Here is a 19,184-nt window from a genome sequence, read left to right as displayed (position 1 = left end):
TTATTAATTAATAAATACACGAACCGTCGCTATCCGTCAACAATTTCCTTACAATCAGATTGCTTTCCGCTTGGATTTCCAGAGTTTATAATTCTTCTAGCGATTTGGGCAAGCGAAGCCTGCTCCTTACCATGAGACCGACGGGCGGGCGAAAGGTTTTCAGGTTATTGAAGCAGATCGCATCTCTAACTGGACATCTTGGCCAGGCGGAGGGCGATCTTTTCATTTCCGTGCGGGGGTGGTCATTCTAAAGCGCTAAAGTTTTCCATGGCGCCAATCAGGTTGACGCTCCCCGGACTTCCCCGTTAAGATAGCGATTACAACACCAAGCTCGCCTAGCGAGAAAGGGACGTGCGCCGAATGAGGCCCGATATCCGAATACCGGACTGGTTCCGCAGCCGTACGATCCGGAACAAGATCATCATCATTTATATTCCGCTCGTGGTGCTGCCACTATTCCTGCTGGGCTACGTGTCCAACCGGATTTACACGCAATCGATCGTGAACAAAACCGTCCAAAGCGTCATGGACGACTCCCGCCTGATCTCGACCCGAATCCAGGGGATCTTGCAAAACGCCGAAAGCAGCGCGAACAGTCTCACCCTGAGCCTGAACCGCGTCGTGTCCGAGGAAGGCGAGCCCGGAGCGGAGGAAGACCCGCGGTATACGGCCTTGATCGTCAATCAGCTCAGCTTTGCGCTGCTCGTGTTTCCGGATGTCGATTCGGCGGCTTTCGTCGACGTCCGCGGCCGCGTTTATCCTTCCCACCGTTCCTTGCAAGACAGGGCTGACAAGTTCCTCTCCAGCGACATGCTTGCAACGCTGCGGAAGTCAAGCGGCGCGAATCTGTGGTTCGGCATGCAGCAGCGGGACTACTTGGTCCGCACGGAGAAGCAGACCGTTCTGACTTTGGGGAAGAAAGTGATCGAGATCAACACCGGGAGAACGCTGGGGTGGTTGATCCTCAACGTGGACGAGAAACATCTGTCCGGCATTTTTCCCGCCGTCGGGCAGGAATTCCAAGCGCCCCACATGCTGATCGACAGCACGGGCCGGATCGTTTCCGCCACCGATCAAGACAAGCTGCTTACGGCCGTGGATAAACCCGAATTGCGCGAGTGGGCCGCGCTGACCCGGCCGGACGACCCGGACCGGACGTTTCGGGAAGGCGGAGAGTTATCCGTTGCCCATCGGCTGAACCAGCTGGGCTGGGTGCTGGTCACCCGCGTACCGGTGGGGGAACTCACCAAGGATACGGGCAAGGTGAGCCTGTTCATCGCGGCGCTTGGGGCAGGCTGCCTGCTGCTCGTCCTGCTCGGAGCCGGGTTGTTGTCCCGCACGATCGCGACCCCGCTGGTCCGGCTGACCCGCACGATGCGCAAAGTGCAGGACGGCTCGCTCGATTACCGTTTCGAGACCCGGGGCCGCGACGAAATCGCCCTTCTCGGATCCGGCTTCAACGGGATGATCGAGCGGATCCGCGAGCTGCTCCGCAGCGTGCGCAACGAACAGCGCCTTAAGAGGGAATACGAGCTGGCGCTCATCCAATCGCAGATCAAGCCTCATTTTCTGTATAACACCCTGGACGTCATCTATACGTTGACCGAGATGGGGCGGCATCGGGACGTGCAGAGGACGACCAAAGCGCTGGCCGATTATTACCGGATCGTGCTCAGCAAAGGCCGGGAGATCATCACGGTCGGGGAAGAAATCCACAACGTGCGCGATTATTTGGCCATCCAGCGGATCCGGTATTCCGACGTGTTCGATTACCGAATCGAAGTGCCCCCGGAGCTCCATGACTATCCGATGCTGAAGCTGACGCTTCAGCCGCTGGTGGAGAACGCGATCTACCACGGGCTGAAACCTTCCGGACGCTTCGGCCTCTTGACGATTACCGGCGAATTGTCCAAGAACAACGTATGGCTGAAAGTGGAGGACGACGGCATAGGCATGGACCGGGAAACCGTCGCCTCGATTTGGGCGCAGGAGCAGAAGAGTCCCGGGGGGCCGTCTTTCGGACTGCGCAGCGTGCAGGATCGGATCCGGCTCTATTTCGGTGAACCGTACGGGCTGCGGATCGATTCGGAACCGGGCCGGGGCACGTCCGTTGTCGCCGTCCTGCCGGTAAGTCCTGCGCAGCCGGAAGCCCGGGAGGCAGAGGAGGAGGGGAAAGCATGAACATCCTGATTGCGGACGACGAAGCGATTTTTCGGGACTACCTGAGGCAGGCCCTGGATTGGGAAGCCTTGGGATTCCGGATTTGCGGAGAAGCGCGAAACGGAGTGGAAGCGCTGGAGCTCTCCGAGCGGATGAAGCCGGATCTGGCGCTGGTCGATATCAATATGCCGCTCATGGACGGTCTTGCGCTCACGGAAGAATTGAAAAAACGGTATCCGCTTATGGACATCATCCTCGTGACCGGCCATAACGAATTCGATTACGCAAGGACCGCGATCCGGCTCGGAGTGGAGGATTACATCCTCAAGCCGTTCTCCAAGGACGAGCTCGTTCTGACCCTGCTCAAGTGCCGGCAGAAATACCGGGACACCCTGGAGGCAAGGCAAACCGAGCAGGCAGACCGGCAGCTGATGGCGGAAAGCATCTTGAACCGCCTGATATCGGGGGAAGCTGCCGAGCCGGCGGAACGACTTGCCGAGCGTTTGAAACAGCTGGGCGTGAAGCTCGGTGCCAAGCATACGGCGGCGTGCATCGAAATCGACCACATGGAGCGACGGTGGAACGAATCCGCGGAACGCCAGCTTTGGAAATTCGCGGTGGAGAACATTTTGCGGGAAACGATGGAGGAAGAAGGGGAACTGCTCGTTTTCCACGGACCGGAAGGCCGGATCGTCTGTCTGAGGCAAGAGAACGGAGACAGCCGGACCTCGCGTGCCGGACTCGAAGGATATGAGAAGGTTTGCCGGTATATCCGCAAATACCTCAAATTGACCGTTACGATCGGCGTCGGCACCTGCCGCGAAGGCGTCAGCGGAATCCGCCGCTCCTTCGAGGAGGCGCGGCAGGCTCTGCAGAGCAAATTCATGCTGGGGGAAGACCGGGTCATCGCGTATGGGGATCTCGAATCGCCTGGTGCGGGGACCGCATTTCCGGCCGATACGAACGAAACGCTGGCCCACATGCTCCGAATGGGCGATTGGGAAGGGCTGAACGGGAAACTGGAAGAGCTGTTTGCCGTCATTCGGGACCGAAGGCTGTCTTTGGACCTGACCTATGTGGCCTGCATGGGTTGGGTTTCGGTCTGCTTGTCCCACGTCTCCGAGGCGGGCCATCCGATCGAGGATTGCTTCGGGGAGCATTTCTTTCCCTATGCCGAGATCCGCCGGATGGAAACGTCGGAAGGAGTCAAAGCGTGGATGAAATCGCTGTTCCGCCAAGCTCTCGAATATGTGGGCCGGCACAAGCAGACGCGTTCGGCCGTCATTGCGAAGAACGCGCGTCAATATATCGAGCAGCATTACGGCGATCCGGAGTTGTCGGTCGAAGGGGTGGCGGCGCACGTTTTCGTCAATCCCAGCTACCTGAGAGCGGTCTTTAAGAAAGCGTACGGAATGACGGCGGGAGAATACATCATCCATGTCCGAATGACGCGGGCCAAAGCGCTGATCGGCGGGCCGCTTCGGCTGTCCGACGTGGCGGAACGGGTCGGATTCGCGGATCCCGGTTATTTCAGCCGGAGCTTCCGCAAATTCTTTGGCGTCTCGCCCAGCGAATACGAGAATGCGGCGAAAGGCTCAAAGCCTTAAGGAGGCCCGAATCGAACGGAAGCGTTCTGAAGCGAACTCAAGCGGAAAGTACAAATCACAATCGGTTTTTCCATTACTCTCGGCGGAACCGTTTCTTATAATGAACCTCGTAAGCCAATCAGAAGTTTCAAGCGGGAGGTCCACGAGATGATCAGAAAAACGGGAGCGATCCTGCTCATCGCTTTGCTTGCCTTTACGGCGGCCGCATGCGGCGGATCCGGTTCCACAAACGGCAGCAACGCTTCTCCTTCGGCCGGTTCGGCATCCCCGAGCGGCAGCGAATCGAGCGCAGCCGCTTCGCCGAGTGCATCGGCAAGCGCGGAGAAGGTCAAGCTGAGGATTTACGCCCAGTACGCCGATGAAGACACCAAATTGCCTTACGACTACGCGGTGGCCGAGCTGAAGAAAGAAATGCCGAACGTCGAGCTGGAGCTGGACATCCAGGCACAGGACGACGGCCAGAAGCTGAAGACGTACGCCGCGACGGGCAATCTGCCGGACATTTACCAGGCGGGTTTGGATATCATCAATACGTTCAAGCAATCCGGCAATATTCAGCAGCTTGACGAATACGCGGACAAATTCGGCTTCAAGGACGCGATGCAGCCGAGCGCGATGAATACGCTGGTGACGGATGACGGCCATATCTACGCGTTCCCGTACGCAGGCAACGAAATGATCCTTCTCTACTACAACAAAGAGCTGTTCGAGAAGTTCGGCGTCAAAGTGCCGACCACCTTCGACGAGTGGAAAACGGCGGTCGAAACGTTCAAGAAGAACGGCATCATTCCGCTCTCCATGTTCGCCAAGGAAAAATGGCCGGATGTCGCGTTGTACGACGTGTTCGCGTCCCGTCTCGATCCGGCGGGCATCACGAAGCTGGACAAAGGGCAGGCGAAGGCAAGCGATCCCGCCTACAAAACCGCTGCCGAGAAGCTTGCCGAGCTGGTTAAAGCGGGCCTGCTGGCCAAAGGCGCGACCAACATGAACTACGACCAGGCGGCAGCGCTGTTCTATGAAGGCAAAGCGGCGATGTTCCTGAACGGCCAATGGGAAATCGAAGCGTCCACCAAAGCGCTTGGCGACAAAGTAGCCTGGATGTTCTATCCGGGGATGGATGCCGCCGGCTATGAATCCTCGAAGCTGGTATTCAGCGGCGGCGGCGGCCCCGGGGGCTACGCGGTCAACCCGAAGAGCGAGCATGTGGAGCTGGCGGCTCAGGTCGCGGCGTTCATGTCCCGCAAGTATGCCGAGTTCAAGTACACGGAGCGCGGAACGCCGATCGTGGCCACGAAGGTGGATAAACCGATCGTCAAGCAATATCCGCCGATGATGCAGGAGCTGGCGAAGGTGATCCCGGACATGAAATCGACCGCGTTCGCCTGGGGATTGTCGAACCCGAAATTCAAAGCGGCGATCGAAGACGCGTCGCAATCGCTCCTGGCCGGAACTTCCGCGGAGCAGTTCGTCAAAGAAGTCGACAAGGCGATCGGGCAATAAGGAAACCGGCCCGCCGGTAAGGCTCACACCGCGTGCTTGCGCGGTGTGAGTGCTTTCCGGGGCGATACGGTTCTCTAAGAGGACGACGAAGTCGTTTTTACTTGGAGGAACAGAAGGGAAGAGCGTTATGAACAAATTTCTCGGCAATCGGGCGGCGGTCGCCGTTTTCATCCTCCCGGCCTTGCTTCTGTACTCGGTCATCGTCTTCTGGCCGCTTCTGCAGACGCTGTACCGGAGCCTGTTCCAGTGGGACGGACTGAATCCGGGAACCTTCCTCTTTCTCGACAACTATAAGGAGCTGTTCCAGGACGAATTGTTCCGGACGTCCGTCTACAACGGGCTCATCTTCGCGGTCATCATCGCCGTGTTCCAGATCGGCGTCGGAACGCTGCTGGCGTTCGGCGTGGCGGACGCCTACGTGAAAGGCCGCAAATGGCTCCGTATCAGCTTCTTCATTCCCGTCGTGCTGTCGGTGACGGTCGTCTGCCAATTATGGATGGCCGTCTACAACGGGGAATACGGGCTGCTGAACCGGCTGTTCCAGGCTTTCGGCATGTCCTACCGGCAAGACTGGCTGAGCGACCCGGACAAAGCGATTTACGCGATCGCCATGGTGAACGCCTGGCATTTCATGGGCTACCATTTCGCCTTGCTGTTCGCGGCGGTGAAATCGATCCCGGAGCATTTTCTCGAGGCGGCGCGGATCGACGGGGCGAGCAAATGGAAGGCGCACTGGCTGATCACCGTTCCTTTGCTGCGGGAAACCTACCGCTTCTGCCTCGTGCTGGCGGTTACCGGGGGACTCAGCGCTTTCGCCCAAATGTTCATCATGACGGGCGGAGGTCCGGGTACCTCGACGTATACGCTGACTTACCTGATGTACCGTTCCGCCTTCCGGATCAACGAATTCGGCTACGGAAGCGCGTCGGCGGTCGTGCTCGTCATCGAATGCCTGATCGTTACGCTGCTCATTAACCGGCTCGTCGCGCGCGACCGGATCGTCTATTAATGCGGAGTGACTTTGAGCTCTGCTCAAAGATCCTGATGTCAGGAGGTTAGCGGCATGCATACCTGGATGATCCGCCTGAGAAGGCAGGCGCCGTTGTCCCAACTGCTCATGTGGATCTACGCGGTCTTATCCGTTTATCCCTTGCTGTGGATGGTCTTCTATTCGCTTAAAGACAATAACGAGATCTTCGTCACCAACCCGTTCGGACCTCCTCTGTCGCCGCGGTTCGAGAACTACTCGACGGCCTGGCACAGCTTTCAGGTTCCCGTCTATTTCCTGAACAGCGTGCTCGTATCGGCGGCTACCGTGGCGGGGGCGATCGTGCTGTCGGTCATGTTTGCCTACGCGGCCGCCCGCATGCGCTGGCGGTTTCGCGAGACGGCCCGCATGTACATGGTCGTCGGATTGTTCATTCCGGTCCAAGTGATCCTGCTTCCGCTCGCCGTGCTCATGCGGGACATCCACCTGGCGAACTCTCTTCTGTCGCTGATCGTTCCGTACATCGCGTTTAATCTTTCGTTTGCGACGCTGGTATTTTACGGATTTTTCCGCACGATTCCGTTCGAATTGGAAGAATCGGCCTGCATGGACGGCGCGAGCATCTACCGGACGTTCTGGAGCATTATGCTTCCGATCGTGCGGCCGGCCATCGCGACGATGATCATCTTCGTCTTCCTGTCGGCATGGAACGAATTTCCGCTCGCCTTGATCCTGATCTCCAAGGAGGAGCTGAAGACGCTGCCGCTCGGGCTGCTGTTCTTCCAAGGACAGTTTACGACGGACTGGGGAGCGATGGGCGCGGTCATGACGATGGCCAGCTTGCCGACCGTGCTGCTGTATGTGTTTTTCAGCGAAAAGGTGGAAAGCGCGTTGACGGTCGGATCCGCGGTCAAAGGGTGAACGGCGGAGATCGGATGGTATAAAGTTCGGATAAGTATCGTGCATCCTCGGCTTGGCGGCCGGGGATGTTTGTTGTTGTCCGCGTCAGACGGGGGGAGGATCTCGGCCGCGGCAAATCTTTTCTTGCAGAAGGTGCTTTACAAACGATTAATTCCGAGTTATTTTATTGGAAAAGTAAAATATTATGGTTTGAAGGAGGGGTGGGAGGTGAATATCGAAAATATCGAGGCCTTCGTGTACGTGATCCATTACGGCAGCTTTAACAAAGCGGCCGAGGCTTTGTACTTGTCCCAGCCCTCCGTCACCGCGCGGATCCAATCGCTCGAACGGGAGCTCGACTGCAGGCTGTTCGACCGGATGGGCAAGCAGATCCAGGTCACGGAGGAGGGAAAACGGTTTTTGCCTTACGCCCAGCAGATCATCCTGACCTACCGGAAGGGCAAGCTCCACATCAACCGGAAAAACTCGCTTCCCTCGGAACTCAAGATCGGCTGCACGGTGTCGGTATCCAACTACATCATCCCGGAGCTGCTCCCCCGTCTGAAGCGGAATTATCCGGACATCCACTATAAATTCGTCACGGGCACGACGGACGATATTGTAAACAAGGCGTTGAACAAGGAAGTGGATATCGGCTTCGTCCGCAACGTCAACCATCCGCACCTGCAGTCGATCAAATTTTACGAGGATCCGATCCGGCTTTACGCGTATGAAGGACATCCTTTCCTGGGAGGAGAACGCGTAACGGTGGAGAAGATCGCGGAGCAGCCCCTCGTGTTCTTCGAATGCGGGGCGCTGGACTGGCTGCGGATCCACCGGATTTTCGAAAGTTTGGAGCAGCCTCCCAACATCCAGATCCAGACCGACAACTCGGAAATGGCCAAAAAGCTGGTCCTGCAAAAGGTGGGGATCGGGTTTCTCCCGGGATTGAGCGTCAGAAGGGAAGTCGCGGAGGAGAAGCTGTTCGCCGTGCCTTTGCCGGAAACGGAAGGCATCGCGCTTCAGACGAACGTCATTTCCCAATATGGGGAGCACGTCCCGTTCATCGAGACGATCCTGGAGGCTGGCAAGGCGTTTCGGTCGGAGAAGAAGGCCGTAACGGCAAGTTAAGAGCGAGATCAGAAGACGGAGGTATGGAAAATGAGCCGAATCGCGGTCATCGCGGGAAGTCCGAATCCGGGCTCCCGGCTGAACGGCATCATCGGGTACGTGGAGAACAAATGGAGCGCGGCGGGGTTCGGGATCGAGACGATCCGGGCCGCGGAGCTGCCGGCGCAAGCGCTGCTGCAAGCCGACTTCAAGGACGCGGCGCTCTTGCGGGCGATTGCCGCGGTCGAACAGGCGGATGGCGTCGTGATCGCAGGTCCGGTTTACAAGGCTTCTTATTCCGGTTTGCTGAAAGCATTCCTGGACTTGCTGCCGCAAACCGGCCTGCAGGGCAAAATCACGCTGCCGCTGTTCATCGGAGGGACGATCGCCCATCTGCTCAGCGTGGAGTACGCCTTGAAGCCGGTCATTTCGGCGCTCGGGGGCCGGCATGTGCTCGGAGGCGTGTACGCCGTCGACCAATGGGTGGAGAAGCGGGAGAACGGCGGCTTCTCGCTGTCGGAGGAGCTGCAGACCCGGCTTGAACGCGCCGCGGACGAGTTTGCAGAGGAGCTCCGGTGGCTGGAGTTTCGGAAGCGGCAGCAGCCGGCCGGCGTTTCCTGATCGGCGGTAATCATCGGAGCGGATGGGATAGCCTTGTCGGCTGGGCAATCCGAGGGGACGGGATAGACTGGGTGGATGGGATCCAGCGAGGACCTTACTTTTCGCGGAAAAGTAAGGTCCTTTTTGCGTTCGCCGAAAAAGTCCTCGCAGAACGCTACATTGCCTGCAGTGCGGGAACCCGCCGAAACAACGGAACCCGGTTCCGCTATCCGGCGCTCGCGCTGGCCTTCGGCCGAATAACGGCGGTGCTACACTTCAATCGGATTGTTGAATCGCTGTATCGAATATCTCTATTAGCCTTCGAGGAACGTGGATGGTAAAGTGAAACAACAGAAATAAAACTAACTAATCGGGTCGGAATTATGAGTTTAATCGACCGAAGAGGGAACCGGAGGAGAAGAGCACATGAAAAAAAGAACGTTAGCCATCGCATTCAGTCTTGTATTGGCGGTCATCGCGACCGGCTGCGGGAACAATGAAGGCGGATCCGGGGGCAAGGCGGACGCCGCGGCGCCTTCCGCGAACGATTCGGCGCCGGCTGCATCGGATAAGCCCGCGCAGGCGAAGAAAATCATCGTGGGGACGGGAACGAAGTTTCCCAAGGTCGCCTTTCTGGACGAAAACGGCAAGCTGACCGGCTTCGACGTCGAGCTGGTCCGGGAAATCGACAAGCGCCTGCCGCAATACGAATTCGAACTTCAGACGCTGGAGTTTTCCAATATCCTGCTCAGCCTGGAGACGAAGAAAATCGACTTCGGGGCGCATGAGTTCGAGAAAAACCCCGAGCGTACCGAGAAGTACCTTTTCAACAAAGTGCCCTACGCGCACTGGAAAAACAAGATCATCGTCGCCAAGGACAACGACTCCGTCCATTCCCTGGACGACTTGGCCGGGAAGAAGGTGCTGACGAGCGCGACCAGCGCGGAAGCCCAAATTCTCGAGAACTACAACAAGGACCACGAGAAGAAAATCAACATCGTGTACCAGAACGGCGCGGCGAACGATACGGTGAGCCAAATCTCCACCGGCCGCGTGGACGCGACGCTGGGCGCCGATTTCGTGCTCCCGCTCATCGATCCGCAAGGAAAGCTGAAGACGGTGGGCGAACCGCTCAGCGAAGCGGATATCCTGTTCGTCTTCCGCAAAGGGGACGCCGAATCGCAGAAGCTGGCGGACGACATCGACGGGGCGATCCAGGAGATCAAAGCGGACGGCACGCTTGGCAAACTGAGCACCCAGTGGCTCGGCCAGGATTTCACGAAATAGGATGGGCGGTTCCATAACAAGGACGGCCAGGGGGCTTGCCCGCCCCCTCCGGTCCGGGGAAAGGCGGTGAATACGGGATGGAACAGCCCTTCGACATTGGTTATGTCTTTCATTTCATCCCGAAGCTGCTCTCGACGCTCGGGACGACGCTGTCGATCGTGGCGGGGTCGCTGCTGCTCGGGCTGGCGGTCGGCTTGCTCGCCGCCCTTCCCCGTCTCTACCGCGTCCCCGTCCTGCAGCGCGTTTCCCGGCTGTATGTCTCCTTCTTCCGCGGCACGCCCATCCTGATCCAGCTGTTCTTGCTCTACTTCGGGTTGCCGGAGCTGCTCAAGCAGGCGGGCGCGGATATCTCCAAAACCCCCGTGATCGTGTTCGTGATTCTGACCTACGGACTCCACGCCGGAGCATCCGTATGCGAAATGATCCGGGCGGCCGTCACGGCGGTGGACCGGGGGCAGGTGGAAGCGGCCTACGCGGTCGGGATGACCGGATACCGCGCCTTTACGAGAATCGTGTTTCCCCAGGCCATCGCGATCGCCTTGCCCGTGTTCTCGAACCTGCTGCTGGCGTTGACGAAAGAAACGTCGCTGGCTTTCACGCTGGGCGTGATGGAAATGACCGGGAAAGCGCAGTCGCTGACCACGCTGACCCAGCATTTCCTCGAAGCGTACTTGGCGCTCGCCCTCGTTTACTTCGCCGTCTGCTTCACGATGGAGAAGCTTCTGCTGCGGGCCGAACGCCGGCTGCTGAAGCATGAGCGGCAAGAAAGCGAGGCCCGGAAGCGGTTCCGTTCATGGAAGAAGCTCCAATGGCGCCGCTATTCCCCGGAGTTCCCGCCGGGCGGAAGGAGGCAAGGTTATGAAGCTTGATCCGTCATTCATTTGGACCGCGTTCGTCCAGATATTGTCCGTTATCCCGACAACCCTGCTCATCACGGCGGTATCCGTCGTCTGCGGCCTGGTCATCGGTACGGCGGCGGCCTTGATCCGGACGTTCCGTGTGCCCGTTTTGTCCGAGGTAGCGGCGGCTTACGTCATTTTCATCCGGGGAACCCCGATGATCACGCATTTGCTGCTCATTTATTTCGGACTGTCGCTCGGTGTGGATGCTTTGTCGAAGCAGTTCGGATGGGCATTTCGGTCCTCCTCGATTCCGATGATCGCATTCGCGTTCATCGCTTTCTCGATCACGGCGGGCGCTTATGCGTCCGAAGTCATCCGGTCCGGACTGCTCGCGGTCAATCGGGGCCAGCTGGAAGCGGCCCATTCGATCGGCATGACGACGGGGCAGGCGCTCCGCCGAATCGTCGTTCCCCAGGCGTTCGCGGCCAGCTTGCCCAACGTGTCCAACCTCGTCGTCGGCATTTTGCATGCCTCGTCGCTGGCTTTTACGGTTTCCGTCGTGGAAGTAACGGCGAAAGCCCAGATCGTTGCCTCCACCAACTGGAAGTTTTTCGACGCTTATTTGGCAGCCGCCCTGATCTATTGGGGGTTGACGCTGCTGATCGAAAGAGCGTCCGCCCTGGTGGAGAAACGAATCAACATTTACTACCGGGGCGGTGTCGCATGATCCAGCTTAAGGGCATTACCAAATCGTTCGGGCGCCAGCAGGTTCTGAAAGGCATCGGCCTTACGGTGGAGAAGGGCGAAGTGGTGGTCATCCTCGGCCCGAGCGGTTCGGGCAAAACGACGCTGCTCCGCTGCATCAACTATCTAGAGAAACCCGGCGGAGGAGAAATCCGCATCGGCGATTGCCGAGTCGATTGCAGAGCGGCTTCCAAAAAAGACATCCGAGAGCTGCGCAAACGGACGGCGATGGTGTTCCAGCAATATAACCTGTTCCGGCATAAAACCGCGCTCGAAAACGTGATGGAAGGACTCGTCGTCGTGCAAAAGGTACCGAAGGAGGAAGCGCGGGCGCGCAGCGTGCAATTGCTCGAGAAGGTGGGACTCGGGGCGAAGCTGGACGCCTATCCGAGCCAGCTGTCGGGCGGACAGCAGCAGCGGGTCGGCATCGCCCGCGCGCTTGCATTGAACCCCGAGGTCATCCTCTTCGACGAGCCGACCTCGGCGCTGGATCCGGAGCTCGTCGGAGAAGTGCTGGCGGTCATCCGCAAAATCGCGAAGGAAGGCATCACGATGATCATCGTGACCCATGAGATGGGCTTCGCGCAGGATGTGGCGAACCACGTTATCTTCATGGACGAGGGCGTTGTGGTGGAGGAAGGCCGTCCGAACGAGATTTTCACCTCTCCGAAGGAAGAGCGGACGAAGCAGTTCCTGAAACGTTTTACGCCCGAAGGGGTTTATTCGATCTAAGAAGGACAGGAGTGGATAGGCGTGGGGATCCCATTCGGCATTCTCGACCAAAGCATCGTGTTCCCCGGACAAACCGCGTCCGAAGCGCTGCAAAACACCGTCAAGCTGGCCAAGTTCGCGGAGCGGCGCGGGTTTCGCCGGTTCTGGGTGGCGGAGCACCATGATTCCCCCCAGACGGCGGGCTCTTCGCCCGAGGTGCTCATCGGCCATCTGCTGGCCCATACGGAGAAAATCCGGGTCGGCTCGGGAGGCGTGATGCTGCAGCATTATAGTCCCTATAAAGTAGCGGAAAACTTCAACGTGCTCGCTTCGTTGGCCCCCGGCAGGGTGGACCTCGGCATCGGCCGGGCGCCGGGCGGGCTCCCGCGGTCGACGAGGGCGCTGCAGCAGGGGACGGCGGAAAGCCGGCCGCTCGCGGAGAAGCTGGCGGAGCTCGAAGGATACTTGTCCGGACGGACGGAGGAGGCTCACCCGCTCGCCGGCATTCAGGCCAGCCCGGTGCCGGCGCAGCCCGCCGACCTTTACTTGCTCGGAACGAGCGTATCGAGCGCGGAGCTGGCGGCCGAACGGGGATACCCGTACGCGTTCGCGCTGTTCATCAACAGCGACTATGAGACGGCGAGGATCGCGTTCGAGACCTATCGGGCACGGTTCAACCGTTCCCGGGGAACCGAGCCGTACGCGATCCTCGCGCTTTCCGCGATCGTCGCGGATTCCGAGGAAGAGGCCGCCGAGCTGGCCGGAAGCTTCAAAAGCGTTCGCGTGACGCTGGCCAGCGGAAAAACGGTTAACGTCGGTTCGCCGGAGCAAGCGGAAGAGTTCGCCCGCCAGGCCGGCGAGTCGTACACGGCCGAAGTCCGGGATGCGGACATCGCCAAAGGCACGAAGGAGACGGTGCGTCAACGGCTGCTGGAGCTCAAGGAGGCGTACGGCGTGGAGGAGTTTCTTTTTACGACCATTCTCGGGGATTTCGCCAAGCGGATCCGGTCGTTCGAGCTTCTGCTTGAAGCGTTCGAGGAGCTGCCGGTATGAGCGCGCCGGCGGTGGAAACGCTGGAACGGCGGCTGGCGGCGGCCCGGCGGCATCTGCACGCCCATCCGGAGCTCTCGCTGGAGGAATACGAGACGACGGCAACGATCCGCGGCTGGCTGGGGGAAGCGGACATCCGGATCGTGGAGTATCCGCTCAAAACCGGCGTTATCGCGGAGGTCGGAGGCTTGCTTGGCGGTCCCGTGGTGGCGTTGCGCGCGGATATCGACGCACTGCCCGTACAGGAGAAGACCGGCCTGCCGTTCGCTTCCACGGTACCCGGCCGCATGCATGCCTGCGGGCATGACTTCCATACCGCGGCGCTGCTCGGGGCCGCGCTGCTGCTCAAGGAGCGGGAGCGCGAGCTGGCGGGCACCGTCCGCCTGATCTTCCAGCCCGCGGAGGAGAAGGCGCTGGGAGCCGGGCAAGTGATCGCGAGCGGTGCGCTCCGGGGGGTGCAGGCGATTTTCGGACTGCATAACAAGCCGGATTTGCCGGTCGGCACCGTCGGCATCAAGGCGGGTCCGCTCATGGCGGCAGCCGACGGGTTCGCGGTGGAGGTCGAGGGGCGGGGAAGCCACGCGGCGGTGCCGGAGGCGGGGCTCGACCCGATCGTCGGCGCGGCCCATATCGTCACGGCGCTGCAGACGATCGTCAGCCGGAACGTCAGCCCGCTGGACAGCGTCGTGCTCAGCGTGACCCGCTTCCAGGGGGGAGCGTCATGGAACGTCATTCCCGACAAGGCTTCGTTCGACGGGACGCTGCGCACGTTCGACGAGAAGGTGAGGACGAAGGTCCGCGAGCGGTTCGAGCAAGTGGTGCACGGCGTCGCGGCGGCCTACGGGACGCAAGCTTCCGTCCGTTGGATCGCGGGACCTCCGGCCGTCCGCAACGACGCGGGATGGGCTGAAACCGCCGTACGGACGGCAGAGGGACTCGGCCTGAACGTGGTGTCGCCGCTCCCCTCTCCCGCGGGGGAGGATTTCGCCTTCTACCGGCAGCAAGTCCCGGGGCTCTTCGTGTTTCTCGGGACGTCGGGACCGCAGGAGTGGCATCATCCCGCGTTCGATGTCGACGAGCGGGCGCTGCCGATCGGCGCCAAATTCCTGGCGGCGCTGGCGGTTGACGCGATCGGGAAGCTGAAGGCGCAGGAGGCAACGGAGGCGGGGGCCGGAACGGGGAGAAGCACGGGGCCGGCGAGGGAAGCGAAAGCGATCGCGGGGACGGTGGATCCGAATGGCTGATGCGGGCATTCCCAAATCTTACGAGGTCATCGTCATCGGCGCCGGATCGATGGGCATGAGCGCGGGCTACCATCTCGTGAAGAGAGGCGTGAAGACGCTGCTCATTGACGCTTTCAACCCGCCCCATGCGCACGGGAGCCACCATGGGGAGCCGCGGCTGATCCGCCACGCCTACCATGGCGGGGACGCGTACGTGCGGCTCGCTCTGCGCGCGGACGACAAGTGGCGCGAGCTGGAGGCTTTATCCGGGGAGAAGCTGCTGGAACGCTCGGGCGTATTGAATGTGGCGACGGAAGCGATCGGTTCGTTCGAAGGCCGCGTGCAAGACGCGAGGGGGAACGGCGTATGCGTCGAGCTGTTGGACGCCGCGGAAATCCTGCACCGGTGGCCGGGGTTCGCCGTCCCGGAGGATTTCCGGGGGATGTACGAGCCGAACGCGGGCTACTTGCACAGCGAACGGTGCGTGGCGGCTTACAGGAGGCTGGCTCTGGAAGCGGGAGCCGTGCTGCTCACGAACACGCTCGTCCGGGACGTGAAGGTGGCGGGCAACGCTTTCGCTTTCGTCGCCGCCGGAGACGAGGTGTACCACGCGGACAATATCATCTTGTGCGCCGGCGCTTGGTTTCGGACGCTGGAGCCGTTCGTGCGTTTGCCGATCCGTTCCGTCCGCAAAGCCGTCGGGTGGTTCGAAACGCGGAACGATGGCTTCCGCGCCGGAGCGTTTCCAGGATTTACGATCGGTACGGCCGAAGGAGGCTACTACGGATTCCCGGACATCGGCGGAGCGGGACTGAAAATCGGCCGCCATGACGGGGGAGCCGAATGGACGCCGGGCGAGTCGTTTCCCCCGTTCGGCGCCTATCCGGAAGACGAAGCGGATTTGCGCCAAGCTTTGAACGCTTACTTGCCGGGAGCGGCGGGCAAGCTGCTTCGAGGCGCGGCATGCAAATACGAGATGACGCCCGACGAACATTTCGTCATCGACGCGCATCCCGCGTATCCGAACGTCCTGCTGGCGGGAGGGTTTTCGGGGCACGGCTTCAAGTTTGCCAGCGCGGTGGGGGAAGCTTTGGCCGATTTGACGGTGGACCGATCGACGGATCTCGATTTGAGCCCGTTCTCGTATTGGCGGTTTGACGAAACGCGGCAGCGTCTCGATTTTCAAATTTGAGGAGGATGTTGGACATGAGCCAGAAACCGGCGGATCTCGCGTCCTATTTGAAAACGTACGACCAATTGCTTGATGCGATCGAGGGCTTGTCGGAGGAGGAGCTCCGCTTCAAGCCGGCGCCGGACAAATGGAGCGTGACGGAGGTGCTCGCGCATCTGGCGGACCACAATATCGTCGTGTCTTTCCGGATTCGCGAAATCCTGTCGGGCTCGGAGGCGCGGCTGCCCGCTTTCAGCCAAGACACTTGGGTAGCCGGCCAGAAAGCGAACGCAGGGAAAGCGGAGGAATTCCTGAACGTTTTCCGGGCTTTATTGGTCCATAACGGCCATTTGTTCGTCCGTCTCTCCGAAGAGGAATGGGGAAGGACGGGCGTCAATTTCCGAGGGGAGACGGTCACGCTGTCCGCGATCGTCCACGCCTTCATCGATCACGTGAATAGGCATCTGGGCCAGATCGACCGCATCAAAAAAGGGATATCGGAAAATCCCCCGCTCGGCGCCGGCTGCGCGGTGTAAGGATTTCGGGGAGGTGGGAGGGAATGTCCGAAACGGAAGTTTCGATCCGCGAGGCGCGGAATTCCGACCGGGACGCGATCCGGAAAGTACTGCTGGACGCCTATCAGCAGTATGAGAGCGTCTTGGCGCCGGAGCGATGGGCGGCTTACCGCGAGGATATCCTGGCTTCCGTGGAAGCCGAAGGGCCGAGGGCGAGGCTGGTCGCCGACCGGAACGGCGAAATCGTCGGCAGCGCGCTGCTGTTCGACTCCTCCCTCGCCGCGTACGGACGCGATATCGGAATCGAATCGCCGATCGTCCGGCTGCTGGCCGTATCGCCGGGCGCGAGAGGGCAAGGCATCGCGACGGCCCTGCTGCGGGAAAGCGCGAGACGCGCGCTGGAGTGGGGAGCCGACACGCTGCACCTGCACACTTCCGACATGATGGCATCCGCCGTGCGGTTGTACGAAAGGCTCGGGTTCGAGAGAGCGTTCGACAAAGAGTTTTACAACGGGGAAAGGCTGGTTAAGAGCTATAGGCTTCGCTTAAGAGAATCCGCGCTGCTGGAGGCGCGGGCATAAGGAAGAGGAGGAGGAGAGAAACATGGCGGTCCGCAAAAAGATCAAGTTCGGAGCTCTCATCCACGGGGTAGGGGGCAACATTTCGGCCTGGCGCCATCCGGAGATTCCGGCCGACGCCAGCGTCAATTTCGGCTTCTACAAGCAGCAGGCCTTGACGGCGGAGGCAGGGCTTTTCGATCTGCTGTTCATCGCGGACGGCTTGTACATCACGGAGAAATCGATCCCCCATTTCCTCAACCGGTTCGAGCCGGTCACGATTCTGTCCGCGCTGGCGTCCGTCACCTCGCGGATCGGCCTGGTCGGCACGCTGTCCACCTCGTACAGCGAGCCGTTCACGGTCGCCAGGCAATTCGCGTCCCTCGACCACATCAGCGGAGGACGCGCGGGGTGGAACGTCGTCACTTCACCGCTGGAAGGTTCGGCCCGCAACTACGGGAAAACCGAGCATCCCAGCCATGACGAACGCTACCGGATCGCGGAAGAATTTTTGGAGGTCGCTCGGGGGCTCTGGGATTCCTGGGAGGACGGCGCGTTCATCCGGGATAAGGAGTCCGGCGTGTTCTTCGATCCGGCCAAGATGCATCGCCTGAATCACAAGGGCAAGTACTTCTCGGTGGAAGGCCCGCTCAACATCGCGCGTTCGAAGCAGGGACACCCGGTCATTTTCCAGGCGGGCTCCTCCGAAAGCGGCAAAAACCTTGCGGCCCGAAGTGCCGACGCCGTCTTCACCGGGCACGAGACGATCGAGGAAGCGCGGGAGTTCTACCGGGACGTGAAAGGGCGGGCAGCGGCGCTCGGACGGTCGCCGGACGAGATCGCCATCTTCCCCGGCATCGGGCCGATCATCGGCCGGACGGAGGAGGAAGCCGAGCGCAAATACGAGGAAATCGCGAGCCTGGTGTCGATCGACAAAGCGCTCGATTTCCTCGGGCGGTTCTTCGACCATCACGATTTCTCGCAGTATCCGCTCGACGAGCCGTTCCCCGACCTCGGCGATCTCGGGAGCAACAGCTTTCGGAGCGGGACGGACAAAATCAAGCGGACGGCCAAGGAGCAGGGGCTCACGCTGCGCCAGGTCGCGCTTCGCTCGGCGACGCCCCGCGGGGAATTCGTCGGCACGCCGGAGCGGATCGCCGACCTCATTCAGCGCTGGCACGAGGAGGAGGCTGCCGACGGTTTCATCATCCACTCTGCGCTACCGAGCGGCTTGAGCGATTTCGTGGACCTGGTCGTGCCGATCCTTCAGCAACGGGGGATTTACCGCACGGAGTACGAGTCGGATACGCTGCGCGGCAACCTGGGGCTTCCGATACCGGAGAACCGTTACGCGAGGGGGAAAGTGACCAGCTGACAGGCGGAATTGATGATGAGGCGTCGCGCCTCGGAGGCCTGCGGAAGGGGCGGACAGCTCCGGCGGAAAGGAAGCGCAGAAACCGGCGTTCTCGCGGAGAATGCCGGTTTCCGTTTCGCCGTTTCGCGGCAGTCTCGCCGACCCGACGCTGCGCCCTGTTTCGCGGCAGTCTCGCCGACCCGACGCTGCGCCCTGTATCACGGTAGTCTCGCCGACCCGACGCAGCGCCCTGTTTCGCGGCAGTCTCGCCGACCCGACGCAGCGCCCTGTTTCGAATCAGTCTCGCCGACCCGACGCAGCGCCCTGTTTCGCGGCAGTCTCGCCGACCCGACGCAGCGCCCTGTTTCGAATCAGTCTCGCCGACCCGACGCTGCGCCCTGTTTCGAGGTAGTCTCGCCGACCCGACGCAGCGCCACATATTTGCCGGCATTCTCGCCGACCTGCCGAAATAACGACGACGTGCAACTACTTACTGTAGTGTTGTTCACGCATTAACCCGGAAAACCCGGTTAGAGCGTCCCAAAGCGGCGAAATCCCCGCTGTAACCCGGAAAAACCCGGTTAGAGCGTCCCAAAGCGGCGAAATCCCCGCTGTAACCCGGAAAAACCCGGTTAGAGCGCCCCAAAGCGGCGAAATCCCCGCTGTAACCCGGAAAAACCCGGTTAGAGCGTCCCAAAGCGGCGAAATCCCCGCTGTAACCCGGAAAAACCCGGTTAGCGGCTAGGCCCCTTAATTCTGGAGTCTGCCCCACAAAAATTACATCGTTCGCAGGATAGGTATGTTTTTCTAGCGATTACAGCGCCCTGTAAAACGCAGATCGGTCTTCAAGTTCCATTGCCCACAT

17 protein-coding genes are annotated in these 19,184 nt (G+C 60.4%); all 17 read left to right on the top strand.

The genetic code is table 11. The features are described from left to right. Positions 1 to 360: 360 nt before the first annotated feature. The 17 genes from GE107_RS25145 (at position 361) to GE107_RS25065 (ending at position 18,340) form a co-directional block, all read left to right on the top strand. Complete coding sequence (locus GE107_RS25145; protein WP_219644373.1) at positions 361 to 2,181, top strand: sensor histidine kinase; 1,821 nt, start codon at positions 361 to 363, stop codon at positions 2,179 to 2,181. After that, positions 2,178 to 3,767 carry a response regulator transcription factor gene (locus GE107_RS25140; protein ID WP_219644371.1) on the top strand — a complete coding sequence of 530 codons (1,590 nt, stop codon included), beginning with the start codon at positions 2,178 to 2,180 and terminating at the stop codon, positions 3,765 to 3,767. Before GE107_RS25145 ends, GE107_RS25140 begins: the two co-directional genes overlap by 4 nt. Positions 3,768 to 3,914: 147 nt before the next feature. Next, positions 3,915 to 5,267 (top strand): ABC transporter substrate-binding protein, encoded by a 1,353-nt coding sequence (locus GE107_RS25135; RefSeq protein WP_219644369.1) that lies wholly within the window; start codon positions 3,915 to 3,917, stop codon positions 5,265 to 5,267. A 127-nt stretch (positions 5,268 to 5,394) separates the two neighbouring features. Beyond that, complete coding sequence (locus GE107_RS25130; RefSeq protein ID WP_219644366.1) at positions 5,395 to 6,276, top strand: carbohydrate ABC transporter permease; 882 nt, start codon at positions 5,395 to 5,397, stop codon at positions 6,274 to 6,276. Between the two features lie 54 nt (positions 6,277 to 6,330). Next, positions 6,331 to 7,176 carry a carbohydrate ABC transporter permease gene (locus tag GE107_RS25125; protein ID WP_219644364.1) on the top strand — a complete coding sequence of 282 codons (846 nt, stop codon included), beginning with the start codon at positions 6,331 to 6,333 and terminating at the stop codon, positions 7,174 to 7,176. Between the two features lie 207 nt (positions 7,177 to 7,383). Next, positions 7,384 to 8,286, top strand: coding sequence for a LysR family transcriptional regulator (locus GE107_RS25120; protein ID WP_219644362.1), 903 nt, complete (start codon positions 7,384 to 7,386; stop codon positions 8,284 to 8,286). A 30-nt stretch (positions 8,287 to 8,316) separates the two neighbouring features. After that, entirely contained in the window at positions 8,317 to 8,886 is a 570-nt protein-coding gene (gene ssuE, locus GE107_RS25115) for an NADPH-dependent FMN reductase (protein WP_219644359.1), read from the top strand. Between the two features lie 405 nt (positions 8,887 to 9,291). Further along, positions 9,292 to 10,152 (top strand): transporter substrate-binding domain-containing protein, encoded by an 861-nt coding sequence (locus GE107_RS25110; RefSeq protein WP_219644358.1) that lies wholly within the window; start codon positions 9,292 to 9,294, stop codon positions 10,150 to 10,152. A gap of 77 nt (positions 10,153 to 10,229) precedes the next feature. After that, positions 10,230 to 11,021, top strand: coding sequence for an amino acid ABC transporter permease (locus tag GE107_RS25105; RefSeq protein ID WP_219644356.1), 792 nt, complete (start codon positions 10,230 to 10,232; stop codon positions 11,019 to 11,021). Continuing rightward, positions 11,011 to 11,721, top strand: a complete 711-nt coding sequence (locus tag GE107_RS25100; RefSeq protein WP_219644353.1) for an amino acid ABC transporter permease — start codon at positions 11,011 to 11,013, stop codon at positions 11,719 to 11,721. The genes GE107_RS25105 and GE107_RS25100 overlap by 11 nt, the downstream gene beginning before the upstream one ends. Then, on the top strand, positions 11,718 to 12,470 hold the full coding sequence (locus tag GE107_RS25095; RefSeq protein ID WP_219644351.1) for an amino acid ABC transporter ATP-binding protein: 753 nt from the start codon (positions 11,718 to 11,720) through the stop codon (positions 12,468 to 12,470). The genes GE107_RS25100 and GE107_RS25095 overlap by 4 nt, the downstream gene beginning before the upstream one ends. Before the next feature lie 21 nt (positions 12,471 to 12,491). After that, positions 12,492 to 13,502: an LLM class flavin-dependent oxidoreductase gene (locus GE107_RS25090; RefSeq protein ID WP_219644349.1), complete on the top strand. Its 1,011-nt coding sequence runs from the start codon at positions 12,492 to 12,494 to the stop codon at positions 13,500 to 13,502. Next, positions 13,499 to 14,743: an amidohydrolase gene (locus tag GE107_RS25085; protein ID WP_219644346.1), complete on the top strand. Its 1,245-nt coding sequence runs from the start codon at positions 13,499 to 13,501 to the stop codon at positions 14,741 to 14,743. The genes GE107_RS25090 and GE107_RS25085 overlap by 4 nt, the downstream gene beginning before the upstream one ends. Continuing rightward, positions 14,736 to 15,914, top strand: a complete 1,179-nt coding sequence (solA, locus tag GE107_RS25080) for an N-methyl-L-tryptophan oxidase (RefSeq protein WP_219644344.1) — start codon at positions 14,736 to 14,738, stop codon at positions 15,912 to 15,914. Before GE107_RS25085 ends, solA begins: the two co-directional genes overlap by 8 nt. A gap of 14 nt (positions 15,915 to 15,928) precedes the next feature. Then, complete coding sequence (locus GE107_RS25075) at positions 15,929 to 16,429, top strand: DinB family protein (RefSeq protein ID WP_219644342.1); 501 nt, start codon at positions 15,929 to 15,931, stop codon at positions 16,427 to 16,429. Between the two features lie 23 nt (positions 16,430 to 16,452). Then, a complete protein-coding gene (locus tag GE107_RS25070) occupies positions 16,453 to 16,989 on the top strand; it encodes a GNAT family N-acetyltransferase (protein WP_219644339.1) in 537 nt (178 codons plus the stop codon). Between the two features lie 22 nt (positions 16,990 to 17,011). Then, complete coding sequence (locus tag GE107_RS25065; RefSeq protein WP_219644338.1) at positions 17,012 to 18,340, top strand: LLM class flavin-dependent oxidoreductase; 1,329 nt, start codon at positions 17,012 to 17,014, stop codon at positions 18,338 to 18,340. Positions 18,341 to 19,184 lie beyond the last annotated feature (844 nt).

It is taken from the genome of Cohnella sp. CFH 77786 (genome assembly GCF_019400745.1).
Classification (GTDB): Bacteria; Bacillota; Bacilli; order Paenibacillales; family Paenibacillaceae; genus Cohnella.
The sequence above is the reverse complement of the archived record's forward strand: the minus strand, read 5'-3'. Positions and strand labels throughout refer to the sequence as shown.